Origin of the sequence: Vibrio sp. 10N.222.49.C9 (assembly GCF_041474985.1) — a bacterium.
Lineage (GTDB): Bacteria > Pseudomonadota > Gammaproteobacteria > Enterobacterales > Vibrionaceae > Vibrio > Vibrio crassostreae_C.
Map to the genome: position 1 here is coordinate 74,464 of NZ_JBFRVD010000023.1, position 12,980 is coordinate 87,443.

The 12,980-nt window shown below is 43.1% G+C and carries 10 protein-coding genes; 6 read left to right on the forward strand and 4 right to left on the reverse strand.

Annotation, left to right across the window (positions count from 1 at the left end):
* Nucleotides 1–141: 141 nt before the first annotated feature.
* The gene (locus tag AB4585_RS10680; RefSeq protein WP_017064640.1) at nucleotides 142–1,365 is read right to left on the reverse strand and encodes an aromatic amino acid transport family protein; all 1,224 of its coding nucleotides are present in this window, start codon (nucleotides 1,363–1,365) and stop codon (nucleotides 142–144) included.
* 780 nt (nucleotides 1,366–2,145) lie between these two features.
* Between AB4585_RS10680 and AB4585_RS10685 the strand changes: the two genes are divergently transcribed.
* On the forward strand, nucleotides 2,146–2,757 hold the full coding sequence (locus tag AB4585_RS10685; protein WP_017059830.1) for an ACP phosphodiesterase: 612 nt from the start codon (nucleotides 2,146–2,148) through the stop codon (nucleotides 2,755–2,757).
* 57 nt (nucleotides 2,758–2,814) lie between these two features.
* Nucleotides 2,815–4,086 (forward strand): DEAD/DEAH box helicase, encoded by a 1,272-nt coding sequence (locus AB4585_RS10690; RefSeq protein WP_017059829.1) that lies wholly within the window; start codon nucleotides 2,815–2,817, stop codon nucleotides 4,084–4,086.
* A gap of 115 nt (nucleotides 4,087–4,201) precedes the next feature.
* Here AB4585_RS10690 and AB4585_RS10695 read toward each other — a convergent pair whose 3' ends face one another.
* Nucleotides 4,202–4,945 (reverse strand): TetR/AcrR family transcriptional regulator, encoded by a 744-nt coding sequence (locus AB4585_RS10695; RefSeq protein WP_017069888.1) that lies wholly within the window; start codon nucleotides 4,943–4,945, stop codon nucleotides 4,202–4,204.
* Between the two features lie 150 nt (nucleotides 4,946–5,095).
* On the opposite strand from AB4585_RS10695, the gene AB4585_RS10700 reads away from it, so the two are divergent.
* Genes AB4585_RS10700 through AB4585_RS10710 form a run of 3 tightly spaced genes read left to right on the forward strand, consistent with a single transcriptional unit; the run spans nucleotide 5,096 to nucleotide 10,295 of the window.
* Entirely contained in the window at nucleotides 5,096–6,184 is a 1,089-nt protein-coding gene (locus AB4585_RS10700; protein ID WP_017064636.1) for an efflux RND transporter periplasmic adaptor subunit, read from the forward strand.
* Complete coding sequence (locus tag AB4585_RS10705; protein ID WP_017065790.1) at nucleotides 6,184–7,239, forward strand: efflux RND transporter periplasmic adaptor subunit; 1,056 nt, start codon at nucleotides 6,184–6,186, stop codon at nucleotides 7,237–7,239. Before AB4585_RS10700 ends, AB4585_RS10705 begins: the two co-directional genes overlap by 1 nt.
* A complete protein-coding gene (locus AB4585_RS10710; RefSeq protein WP_372097482.1) occupies nucleotides 7,236–10,295 on the forward strand; it encodes an efflux RND transporter permease subunit in 3,060 nt (1,019 codons plus the stop codon). Before AB4585_RS10705 ends, AB4585_RS10710 begins: the two co-directional genes overlap by 4 nt.
* 179 nt (nucleotides 10,296–10,474) lie before the next feature.
* On the opposite strand, the gene AB4585_RS10715 is transcribed toward AB4585_RS10710, so the two are convergent.
* Both AB4585_RS10715 and AB4585_RS10720 read right to left on the reverse strand, forming a co-directional pair.
* Entirely contained in the window at nucleotides 10,475–11,212 is a 738-nt protein-coding gene (locus AB4585_RS10715) for an EAL domain-containing protein (RefSeq protein ID WP_029235240.1), read from the reverse strand.
* 576 nt (nucleotides 11,213–11,788) lie between these two features.
* Nucleotides 11,789–12,424, reverse strand: coding sequence for a hypothetical protein (locus tag AB4585_RS10720; RefSeq protein ID WP_029236415.1), 636 nt, complete (start codon nucleotides 12,422–12,424; stop codon nucleotides 11,789–11,791).
* A gap of 252 nt (nucleotides 12,425–12,676) precedes the next feature.
* Between AB4585_RS10720 and AB4585_RS10725 the strand changes: the two genes are divergently transcribed.
* Entirely contained in the window at nucleotides 12,677–12,922 is a 246-nt protein-coding gene (locus tag AB4585_RS10725) for a DUF2164 domain-containing protein (protein ID WP_229647529.1), read from the forward strand.
* Nucleotides 12,923–12,980: the final 58 nt, after the last annotated feature.

The window sequence follows — 12,980 nt, forward strand, 5'->3', positions numbered from 1 at the left end:
CCACGGTAAATCCTTTACCGTGGACTCTAAATAACCGACCTCAATAAAAATGTGACTTCAATCGACTAATTGTGAAAATTAATGATAGTGACATGTTATTTGTGAGATCTGGATCAAGTAAATTAGTTCTGTATAGGTTTATTAGCCCAAAGAAGGCAGTAACCCTACTGAAATAAGAACTTGAATGGCAATGATAAATACGCCAACGCTACCTGCTAAAAACAACGCTTTGCTACCGCCTAACACTTGGTAACTGGCTTCTGCAGATTGAGGTTTGACAGAGAAATCAGTGTAACGAACCTTGTAGACCATCACTGTTGGTAACAGAATCGCGAGCACTGAAAGTGCAATGGCTGCGTAGCCTAAAGCCATGATGAAGCCTTGTGGGTAAAATAAGGCAAAACCCAGTGGCGGTAAGAAGGTGATAGCAGCTGTCTTAACACGTTTTGCGTTACCTAGTTTCTTGCTCAGTGAGTCGCCCATGAATTCAAATAAGCCCAAGCTTACACCAATAAAAGATGTCAGCAGTGCAAGGTCCGCAAACACACCGACGATCACGCTTAGGTTGGATTGATGAACAGTTTGCGATAGTGAGACTAATAGCGCGCCTAAACTTGTATCAGACAATAATTGCTCTTGGCTAATCACACCCAAAGTAACACTTTGCCAGAAAACGTAGATAACCAGAGGCAGTGCCGAGCCAATAATCATTACCTTACGTAAAGAACGAACGTCACCATCTAGGTATCGAACAATTGATGGGATGCTGCCGTGGAAACCAAAAGAGGTAAACACAACCGGAATCGCCGCCACAATCAGGCCTTGCTGTAAAGGCATGCTCATTAGGTATTGAGAGGTAATGTTTGGCGCCAGGAAGCTGAGTACCAAAACCATCGCGATAAGCTTTAAGCCAAACAAAACGCGGTTAACTTTATCAACACTGTGTGTACCAATCGTCACAACGCCGGCAACTAATAGGGTAAATAGAAGCGTGGTGATTTGAGCATTGAGTTCGATACCCGCGATATCCGAAATTCGTTGGTTAAATTGCGCACCGCCGCCAGCTATGTATGCCGCACACAGAGCGTAGAAAAGAAACATCACCGCGAAGCTCGCAATCCACTTTCCTTTTGTTCCTAAAATGGTATGAGCTAACGTGTGTAGGGTAGCGTCAGATTCTGCGAATTGGTGAAGCTCTACCATTAATAGCGCCGTAAAGGCCATTAACGCCCATAAACCCAGCATCAAGAAAAGTGAAGTTGAAAAGCCAATACCCGCAGAAGCAAGTGGAAGAGCGAGCATGCCAGCACCAATGGTTGTGCCTGCAATGATCAAAGTACTACCAAAAACCTTTGATTTATTCATTGTATATAATTCTTTACGTTAGGGTGTGTTTTCATTGTAATTCTTCTAGCTTAAGCGCATAAACCTAAAGAATATCTCGATTTTGAAGTATTCTGATTGAGTTTAATTCCAAATGCAATTCTTATTGTAATTAAAAACATCCACTGTAAATTAATATTTACACAAAGGGGCGTGTCAGCATTCAAATGAGCAAAGCAAACGTTTGACCATGATCGGTTTCAAAATTTATAGAGTAATTTGTTGTACTTGGTGTAAGGTGGCAGTACATATGTCGTTCGCGTATACCCCTTTAGCGCAAAAAAGCGTTAATGATCGCGAGTAGCTTTAAGCTATGAATATGGAATGGGTAGAGTAGAGTGCGTTCATCAAAGTGACATAATATAAGTCCAAGATGGTGCACTAGTTAATCGGACATCATGTCCACATCAAGGAATAGAGGGGGCACAATGAGTGACCAATCTTATAATGACGAAAGTCTAGAGTTGTTAGATGCTATGGAAATTGGCATTGATTTGTCTGACTATGAGCAGACAGTGAAACAGTTAGCAGGAGAGCTTTTCAAGTCTTCGAACTAAGCTTTTAAGATCTTTAATTCAGTTTCAACTGAAACGTTTTAAAGCTAAAAGTTTTCTTAGCTAAAGCTTCTCAAAGCAAACAATTCTAAACTGAGCAAATCGTATTCGCTCACACGTCATACCAAAACTATCCTCATTAAAGTTCGCGAAGATAAACGAGTACGTTTACCATGTTACTTAGTTCTCGATACTTTAATGAGGTTCAATGAACTTTCTCGCACACCTTCACATCGCCAAGCACTGTAACAGCAACTTAGCAGGTAACCTGTTAGGTGATTTTGTTAAAGGCGACCCTAATAAACACTATTCTGATTCCCTTTCTGACGGTATTAGGCTTCATCGATTTGTTGATAGCTATACTGATCGTCATGATGTATCTCGTTCTGCAAAATCACTTTTCTCAGACCAAACACGACGCTTTGCGCCTATCGCACTCGATGTATTTTGGGATCACTGCTTAGCCAATCATTGGGATCAGTTTTCACAGCAGACATTAGAGCGTTTTTGTTTAGATAGCCATGAGCAGATCTTTGAACATCAAGAGCCACACTGGCCTGAAAATTTCGTTATGGTTCATCAGAAAATGGCTGAGCATAGATGGTTAGAGAGCTATCAAGACATGTCATCTATAGAGGTGGTGTTGCAGCGAATGGCGTTGAGAAGGCCTAAGCTCGGTATGCTCGAGGCATGTTACGATGACCTCGAACGTCACTATGATACGTTGCAGTGTCACTTTAATGAGCTTTATCCCAACGTTTTAGAGGAAGCTAAGCAGTTTAATGCGCTTCAAATGAAGAAAAATCAAAAGGAAAGGTAAACAGCGTAATGCAGGTTTGCTACAATCCGCGCCTATTTAATCTTTGAGCATCATACTATGTCTGAATCTACAAAATCTTTTAACCAACTAGGATTATCTGAGCATCTTCTTGCCACGTTGTCTGAGCTTAATTTTACGGCTCCTACCAGTGTTCAAGAACAAGCAATTCCATTGGTATTAGAAGGCAAAGATGTACTGGCTGGTGCTCAAACGGGTACAGGTAAAACGGCTGCGTTTGGTTTACCGATTATTCAAAGATTAATCGAGACAAAAGACAACGTTATTCCGAACCCTAAGCTCGTTCGTGCGCTTGTATTAGTGCCAACTCGTGAATTGGCACAACAGGTTTTCGATAACTTAACTAGCTACGCAAAGGGCACCGACATTAAAGTCGTGGTGGCTTACGGCGGCGTTAGCATGAAGGTGCAAACTGATAACTTACGCGGTGGCGCAGATATTCTTGTCGCGACGCCTGGTCGTCTTATTGATCACATGTTCACTAGAAACATCATGTTGAGCCAAACGGAAGTACTGGTACTGGATGAAGCTGACCGTATGTTAGATATGGGCTTCATGCCTGACATTAAGCGTATTCTTTCTCGCATGAACGAAGTGCGTCAAACTCTGTTCTTCTCTGCAACGTTTGATAACAAAATCAAAGCGATTGCACACCGTATGATGCAGAAGCCAAGTGAAATCCAAGTTACGCCAAAAAACAGCACCGCTGAAACCGTAACACAGATGGTTTACCCGGTAGATAAGTCGCGTAAAAGTGAGCTATTAGCGTATTTGATTGGTTCAAAAAACTGGCAACAAGTGTTGGTGTTCACAAAGACTAAGCAGGGCACTGATGCTCTCGTTAAAGAGCTTAAGTTAGACGGCATTAAAGCGGCATCAATCAATGGCGATAAGAGCCAAGGTGCGCGTCAAAAAGCCCTAGACGATTTCAAGTCAGGCAAAGTTCGTGCGTTGATCGCAACCGACGTGGCAGCTCGTGGTATTGATATTCAGCAGCTAGAACAAGTTGTGAACTATGACATGCCATTTAAAGCAGAAGATTATGTTCACCGCATCGGACGTACTGGCCGTGCGGGTAACAGCGGCTTAGCGATCTCTTTGATGAGTCAGGATGAAGCTTACCTATTGGGTGACATTGAGCGATTACTTGATACGCGCTTGCCTCAAGAGTGGCTAGAGGGCTTTGAACCAAGCCTTGAAAAAGATCTAGCGCCCGATCGTGGTGGTCGCAGCAAGAGCCGTTCATCAGAAAAACGTAAGATGAAAGCGAAGCTTAAGATTCACCAAAACCGCGGTAAAGCACGTCGTTAACAAGCTGGACAAAGCTCCAGTTTAAAGATCTATACATATAAAAATGCGCCGTTACAGTGACTTCTGTAACGGCGCGTTTTTGTATCTTATAAGCTCATCATGGGTATGAACCCGATTAAGCTTTATGTTCCTGGTTACACTTCCATTCACATGGCACTTCATAAATCAGCTCTTCAATCGAGGTTGGGTTTAGAACCCACTCTTCATCAATATTGAACTTGCTGACCATCTGCGTGTTGAAAAGCTGCCAATGCTTAAGTAGAACATCTTCAGGAGAGGTGACCATATCGCCTTCATTCCAAGTGCTTTCCATAAAGGGAGTGAGGCATACAGCGCCGTTTGCGTACATGATCATTTGCCATTTAACTTCGTAAATGTTGATCATTTTGTCTGGGTTAGCTGCATTGTACTCAGCGGCAAGCCCGTTAATCTCTTTTTCAACATCGCCGACATTGTCGATGAAGTAATCAACTAGGTTGTCTTCTTGGCGAACAGAGTCTGAAATAAGCTGCATTGGCCTACGTGAGTGAATCATGTTGGTGAACAGACGCATGCTAAACAGGTAGATAGCGATATTTGGCGCAACATCTTTTGGCAGCTCTTCCATAATCTTACTGATGTAAGACTGAAAATAATCGTGTAAACAATCACTTATTGCATGCCAAATCTTTTCTTTGCTACCAAAGTGGTGGCGGATAAGGCTATGCGAGACGCCTGCCTTTTCACTGATGTTTCGCAGTGATACACGATCGTAGCCAAAGTCACAGAACATGTCTGCGGCAACGCTCATGATCAAAAAACGCGTCTCTTCGGCGTCTTTTGCACTTCTTCTACCTTGCTTCTTTTCGGTCATCTTCATTTCACATAATTACCTGATTACAACATTCTACACTGTTTTTACTGAAACAAAAAATACTGCACAAGTGGAAAGTAAATCTTGAGAATTATTTAATATTAAATATACTGCCCACCTGTGTAATAAATCATAGTAATTAAACGGAGAGGCATCATGCAGTTCAATTTGTCTATCAATGCCATATCGAGCAAGCGCATGGGAGCTGTTATTGCAGCACTATTGCTCGCAGGCTCTCTAACTGGATGTGACAAAGTTCAGTCAGAGGAAAATGTGCAGGTAATCAAGCCAGTCAAGCTGTTCGAAATCCCACAACAGACTGATATTGATCTCGATAGCTTCATTGCAAAGGTTGATGCAACCGACCGTGCGGCACTTTCTTTCCAAGTGGGTGGAGATATAGAAACCTTCGATGTTCGTATGGGACAAGAAGTGAAGAAAGGTCAGGTGTTAGCCGTATTAGACGCGACGGATTACCGTATTGCCGTTGACGCAGCCCAAGCTAAATTTGATCTGGCGAACAGCCAATACAAACAAGCTTCTGAGTTGTATGCGAAAAAACTGGTCAGTACCGATTACTACGACCAAGCCGTAAACACCTTTACTGCCGCTGAAGTTGAGTTGGACCAAGCAAAAACAAACCTTGGCTACACTACCTTAGTTGCTCCATTCGATGGCGTGGTATCGATGGTGTTTGGAAAGCAATATCAATTGATCGCAGAAAAGCAGCCTGTACTGAATATTTTGAATCACAGTGAAATGGATGTGACGTTTTCAATTCCAGTATCAAAGCTTGAAGACCGTTCTATTCAAGACCTAACGAGCTCAAACATGTGGGTTGTGATGGACAGCCACCGCGGCATTCGTATCCCGACTCGCTTTAAAGAAATCTCAACGCAACCAGATGAAGATACCAACAGCTACCAAGCGGTTGTGTCTATCGAAAAGCCAGAAGGCATCAATCTACTTTCTGGTATGACAGCGCAAGTTGAAGTTCAGAAAAGTAAATCTGACTACGGCATTGGTATTGTGGATTCAGCTTGGTTAAACAAAGACGTAGGCCATGGTGAACTATGGCGTTATAACCCTGACTCTCAACTGATTTCTAAAGTACAAGTCCTTCTTGATGAGCAAGGCAAGGTTATCGACGGATTGTCGTCTGGTGACCTTATCGTTGAAGCGGGTGTGGATGTGTTATCAGACGGACAACAAGTAAAAGCTTGGCTTCGTGAGGGCGGTATTTAATGAACCTTTCAAAATTATCAGTTGTTGTCGCGTCGGTTCTGTTACTTCAAGCCTGTAACAATGAAGCTGTACACCGTGAACAACCACCTTTGTTGGTTTCTACCTTTGAAGTTGGCGCACCGCTTACTAATCAGTTCAGAAGTTTTAATGGACAGGTGATGCCAGCTGAATTGACTCCCTTGGCATTTAAGCTAGCAGGCGAGATTCAACAAGTATTAGTAGAAGCGGGCGACAATGTCGAAAAAGGGCAGTTATTAGCCACCTTAGATAACGCAACGTACGTACAAGATCTGACTGATGCTCAATCTCAATTCAAACTGGCAAGCAAACAGTTGGCCCGTGGAACGGAGATGTTTGGCAGCGAAATGTTATCGCAATCAGAACACGACCAACTGACGGCTAACTATAAGCTCGCATCGGCGAATTTGGCGGCGGCGAAACGCAAGCTGAGTTACACAGAACTTTTAGCGCCGTTCTCAGGAACAGTTTCAACTGTCGATAAGCAACGATTCGAAAATACGACGCCTGGAGAAACACTACTGAGTGTGTACCAGAACGACAAGGTGTATGTGCGAATTCAAGTATCAGATTCGATCTTGGCGTCAATTAGCCCAGACATGCGTTCAAATAGCTATCGTCCTGAGGCGACCTTTGGCGGTCACACAGGCCAATATCCACTGACGTATCTAGAACACACCAGTGAACTGCACCCACAATCCCGTACCTACGAATTTTGGATGCAGATGCAGCAGCCTGAAAGTGAAATCCTGCCAGGCACGAGCGTTACGGTCAATGTAGATATGGCGAAAGCGGGCCTGAGCGATGTTCAAGGCTACCAATTACCAATGACAACGCTAGAAGCGGGCTCTGAAGCGAATCAGTTCTATGTGTGGAAAATGGAAGACGGACAAGCATTCAAAAGCGAAGTAGAAGTCGACAAGATCAGTGGCCAAGGCGCACTCATCGCTCATGGTGTTGAGCAAGGTGAGCTACTCGTAAATTCGAATTTAAGAAAACTCCGTGACGGAATCCAATTGTCAGGAAAAGCAGAATGAACATCGCAGAATATTCAATAAAGAACAAAGTAATCAGCTGGCTGTTTCTAGTCATTTTGGCCATTGGCGGTGTGACGTCTTTTGGTAATCTATCCCGTTTAGAAGACCCAGCTTTTACCATTAAAGATGCAATGATTATTTCAACTTACCCTGGCGCTACGTCAATGGAAGTTGAAGAAGAGCTGACTTACCCACTAGAAAAAGAGATAAGACAGCTTCCGTACATCGACAAGATTACCTCGACATCATCGAACGGTATGTCCCAAATTATGGTCAGTATGAAGATGGACTACGGTCCAGACGAGCTGCCTCAGATCTGGGATGAAATGCGCCGTAAGATCAACGATCTACAACCAACACTGCCAAGTGGTGTAAATTCCGTTCAGATCATCGATGATTTTGGTGATGTGTTTGGTGTGATGATCATGCTGACCGGTGATGGTTACGATTACGTTGAGCTCAAACAGTACGCAGATTACCTAACGCGTGAAATCGAACTGGTCGACGGTGTCGGTAAAGTAAGCATTGCAGGTGACCAACAAGAACAACTGTTTGTTGAGATGTCACTGGAACGCTTAGCCGCATTGAACCTAGATATGTCGACGGTTACGTCACTGCTAGCACAGCAAAACAGTGTGGTATCGGCAGGCGAGGTGATGCTGAATGGTCAAAGCCTTACGATCAAGCCAAACGGCACCTTAAGCACGGTTGAAGAACTAGAAAACCTGATCATTCATGGTCGCGATACAGGTAACCTGATTCGCTTGAAAGATGTCGCTGAAGTAACTCGTGGTATTCAAGAAAAGCCGGGCAATGTATTAACGTACAACGGTAAACCAGCAATCAACTTGGGTATTGCGTTCTCTTCTGGTGTAAACGTGGTTGAGATTGGTAAAGCACTGGATGCGGAACTGGATCGCCTAGAAAGCATTAAGCCAGCGGGTGTAGAACTGAATTACTTCTACAACCAAGCGCAAGAAGTAGACAAATCTGTGGCTGACTTCTTAATCAGCCTAGTTGAAGCGGTAGCCATCGTTATCATTGTATTGTTGTTCGCAATGGGCTTACGCAGTGGTTTGATCATCGGTTTGGTTCTTCTATTGACGGTATTCGGTACCTTCATCCTGATGGATTACAACGATGTTGAACTGCACCGCATCTCTCTGGGGGCACTGATCATCGCGCTGGGTATGCTGGTGGATAATGCGATTGTTGTCGTTGAAGGTATTTTGGTGGGCTTGAAGAAAGGCAAAACCAAGCTTCAAGCAGCGAAAGACATCGTCAAGCAAACACAATGGCCACTGTTAGGTGCGACCATTATCGCTATCACAGCGTTTGCACCGATTGGTTTGTCGAAGGATGCGACAGGCGAATTCATGGGTTCACTGTTTTGGGTACTGTGTTTCTCACTGTTTTTGAGTTGGGTAACTGCACTAACACTAACGCCATTCCTTGCCGAGATGTTGCTTAAAGAAGAAGACAAGGTTGATGAGAACGAAGACCCATACAAAGGCATCCTGTTTGTGGTATTCGGTGCGTGTCTGAAAGTAGCACTTCGATTTAGATGGCTTACTGTAGTTAGTATGGTCGCTCTATTAGCAGTTTCTGTCGTCGGTTTTGGTATGGTGAAGCAGCAGTTCTTCCCGCCGTCAAATACCCCAATGTTTTACGTAGACATGTGGATGCCAGAAGGCACCGATGTTCGTGAAACGATCAAGCAGACAGAAAAAGTTGAAAGCTACATTCGCCAGCAAGACGACGTGGAGTTTGTAACGACAACGGTTGGGCAGGGCATGCAACGTTTCGCACTGACTTACCAACCAGAGAAAAGCTACGAAGCGTACGCCCAGTTACAAGTAAGAACCACTGACCGCGACACTATGTTTAAGGCTCTAGCGGCGCTAGACAAAGACTTAGCGAACGAATTTGAGCAACCAACGTTCCAGTTCAAGTTGATTGAGTTTGGTCCGTCACCCGCTTCAAAAATTGAAGCGCGTATTATCGGTGCCGATCCACAAGTACTGCGTAACATTGCAGTTGAAGTCGAAGACATCTTGCTTGCCGATCCAGGCTCTCGAAATGTTCGTCATGACTGGCGTGAACGCACTAAAGAACTTGTACCACTGTTCAACGAATCTAAGGCTCGTCGCCTAGGCATTTCAAAAACTGACTTGTCTGAGACATTACAGATGGCGTTTGGCGGTTACAACATCGGCCTACTGCGTGATGGTACTCATATGTTACCTATCGTGGCGCGTTTACCGGAAGAAGAGCGTTTTGATTTCGAATCGCTAAACAATGTGAAGATTTGGAGCCCATCACTACAAACTTACATCCCAGTTGAGCAAGTGATTGATGGCGTAGAGCTTCAATGGTCTGAGCCACTGATTCAGCGTCGCGACAGAAAACGTACGCTAACAGTATTGGCTGACCACGATGTTCTTGGTTATGAAACGCCAGCGAGTCTGTTTGCTCGTGTGAAACCAAAGGTAGAAGCATTAGATTTACCAGAAGGCTACAGCATTAGCTGGGGTGGTGAGTACGAAAGCTCTAAAGATGCGCAAGAATCTCTGTTTGGTTCACTGCCAATGGGTTATTTGCTGATGTTTATCATCACGATGCTTCTGTTTAACTCGGTTCGTAAGCCGCTTGTGATTTGGTTTACGGTTCCACTCTCTATCATTGGTGTTTCAATTGGTCTGTTAGGTACCAATATGCCATTCAGCTTCACAGCGTTCCTTGGCTTATTGAGTCTAAGCGGCATGATTTTGAAGAACGGCATTGTACTGCTTGACCAGATCAACAGTGAGCTATCAACAGGTAAAGACCCATATTTAGCGGTTGTCGACAGTGCGATTAGTCGTGTACGACCGGTATCTATGGCAGCATTAACGACTATCTTGGGTATGATTCCTTTGGTATTCGATGCATTTTTCGGCTCGATGGCGATTACCATCATGGCAGGCTTAGGTTTTGCTACCGTACTAACGCTAATAGTAGTACCGGTGATGTTCGCTATTTTATATAGAATCAAACCGTCCACTGCGGGTTATTAGGGAATGATATAAAACAGATTCTTTTAAGCCAGCCCAGTCAAATTTGACTGGGTTTTTTATGCGTGTTGTCCCGTCCTGAAATGTGTTGACACGTGAGAGCGGTAAGAGGGTACGAATAGGAAAGCATTAAAAAATCCGCTACTCAATGGGCAAGCGGCTTTAAGAACAATAGGGCGATTCTAAATTGCTAGCCGTATGTCTAACTCAATCGGCTTTGGCATGGCTAAGTGGTAGCCTTGATACATATTGAAGCCTAAGCCCTGCATCGCTTCGAGTTGTTGTTGGGTTTCAATACCTTCAATCACTGTCTTTGCGCCAATTTGGTTTGCAAGATCAAGTACTAACTCCATTTCTCGAGTGTCGCCTTGTTCAAAGTCCAACATAACCGAGCGGTCTATCTTGATGATATGAGGGTTAATGTGACGAACGCGTTGTTCGGTTGATGCTTGCGTTCCAAAATCATCGACCGCTATTTGAAAGCCATTATCCGCAAGAGAAAGAGCGGCATCTTTCAAACGCTCTTCACTTTCTGCGTTCAACTCTACCAACTCCATCACTATCTGTTCGCATGAAAGGTTAAGCTCGTGAAGGCGTTTAGCTAACAAGCTATCGCTGACCTTTTCTGCAGCAAACAACTCACCAACGTTTGGAAGAACGTTCAAAAATAGATGTAAATGACGGATTGTCGATTGTGCGAAGTTACGGATATGAATCGCTCGACTCAACCTCTCTACATTGATTTTGTCTGTGCTTGAGGTTTCGTCGGAATGGAAGAAGTGATCAGGACGAACAATATCACCTTTGTTATTTGAAATGCGCACCAAAGCCTCAACACCTATTTGAGTCATAGAAGAGTCGAATATAGGTTGATAGACGCTTCTAAGCGTCAGGTCTTGGTATTTCGCAATAAACTGCATATCAGCACCTACGGATATACAGCTAATAAATTCACTTCTGTCTGATAAAATCATAGTCGCTAGTAAAGAGGGTTTATTCAATGGCGGACGTACATGTCGCGGCTGTCACAATATTGACAGGTGTAAGTAAATTGTCAATTAATAAAAACTCATTTGTAGAGTTAATATTTAAATAAATATAATTAACGAAAAAACAGCATGATAATTGATATTAATCATTAAAATTACTTATCATTCACCATTAATAATGACTATTGTGAATTTAATCTCTGAGTAATCTATCTCATATCAACACCAATCAATATAAGCTTTCAACGCCAATACACCAGGTGAAAGTAAGGACAAAGCCCCAGGTTATGGGGGAATGTCAAAGTTGCAATATCAACAAGCAGCTCCGTTTGCATATAAATGATATCTACTTCTCAAAATATGAATGATGATCTGATAAGTTATTATTATATCGAAGATAAACTTTGATTGATTATTGGGCAGGGCTTGATGTGTGTTTTATAAAATATTGGGATAGAGGTCTAACAATGTACTTTCAAAACTGATTGAAAAAGTTGACCCGTATTCTTACTGCCATTGAAGTACCGCATAAAGTTGCAGGTATTTACGAACCAGTTGTTGATTTCCTGACCGTTTTAAAGGGTGTCCAAATTTAATAAAGCAAGGGCTGATTTTAAAGTTGTTATTTAACTCAGTGGCGAATTGAGAATCACTCTCTCTTAGCGTGATACCTTGTTGACTATATTCCGTGATCTCATCTGGGAGTTCACCCATCCACCAATGCAATAATTCGCCACTGTTTTTACTTCGGCTAATCCAATGGTCGGAGACAATGATCAAAACGTCATTGGGTTGAATGGAAAATCCATACTCTTGTTGCCAATTATGGATGTCCAACATCAACTTTCTACGACATGTTTTCCCGGCGCTCACCATATGATGACTGATCATCCAAACGGTACCGATTTCGGAAGATATTCGGAAGTGTCGAGGCGTTTCTCTAGAGGAAAGCATTTCAAGTGGGCTGATGTTGCTTGCATGATTAAAGCTAACGAAGGTGTGCTCCATTCGGCGGGCAAATGCCTTACCTATATGGTGCTCACTGATCCCTTGATTGTGTACCGTAGGGTAGTGGCGTTCACAGAGCTTTAGGCAATCGTCTTGAAATTGATTAACGCTTTTAATCACTAGATCTAATAACAATGAAGTCCCTTATACACAGCTACTATCTTATTGATGGGCAATAGTACGGTAATTGCGGTTCCGTTACCTATCGTCAAAGTGCGAGTTCTTGATCTCTCTATCAAAATTAACCATTGCTGAGTGATTTTATGGATAGCACTGGCGCCCTACAGGTCAGTATTCTAAATTATGAGGAATTCTAGCTAGTTACCTCGACTATAGTCTAGTCAGCAAATCACAATTGATCTACTTACTCTTTATTTGGAAACATTCATGACCATTCAATTAGATTCGAAACAAAAGTCTGAGCTTACTAATACGCTCCAAAAGTACCTGCAGGATGAACTTGATGTGGAGCTTGGTCAGTTCGACACGGAATTCTTGGTCGACTTCATCAGCAAAAAATTTGGCGCAGTGTATTACAACAAGGGGATAGAAGACGCTCAGAAAGTGATGGAACGCAAAATGTTAGACATCTCAGATGAGCTCTACGAAATCGAGCAAATTGTTGAAATTTAACGTTTAGCCCAAACTTGTTCAAATAATTTGAATAACTCGTTTAATTTGCAATGATGTA

Bases quoted from the DNA above. Each gene is read 5' to 3' on its own strand.
- AB4585_RS10690 (WP_017059829.1), top strand. From the start codon at position 2,815: ATGTCTGAATCTACAAAATCTTTTAACCAACTAGGATTATCTGAGCAT.
- AB4585_RS10685 (WP_017059830.1), top strand. From the start codon at position 2,146: ATGAACTTTCTCGCACACCTTCACATCGCCAAGCACTGTAACAGCAAC.
- AB4585_RS10680 (WP_017064640.1), bottom strand. From the start codon at position 1,365: ATGAATAAATCAAAGGTTTTTGGTAGTACTTTGATCATTGCAGGCACA.
- AB4585_RS10700 (WP_017064636.1), top strand. From the start codon at position 5,096: ATGCAGTTCAATTTGTCTATCAATGCCATATCGAGCAAGCGCATGGGA.
- AB4585_RS10695 (WP_017069888.1), bottom strand. From the start codon at position 4,945: ATGAAGATGACCGAAAAGAAGCAAGGTAGAAGAAGTGCAAAAGACGCC.
- AB4585_RS10715 (WP_029235240.1), bottom strand. From the start codon at position 11,212: ATGCAGTTTATTGCGAAATACCAAGACCTGACGCTTAGAAGCGTCTAT.
- AB4585_RS10710 (WP_372097482.1), top strand. From the start codon at position 7,236: ATGAACATCGCAGAATATTCAATAAAGAACAAAGTAATCAGCTGGCTG.
- AB4585_RS10725 (WP_229647529.1), top strand. From the start codon at position 12,677: ATGACCATTCAATTAGATTCGAAACAAAAGTCTGAGCTTACTAATACG.
- AB4585_RS10705 (WP_017065790.1), top strand. From the start codon at position 6,184: ATGAACCTTTCAAAATTATCAGTTGTTGTCGCGTCGGTTCTGTTACTT.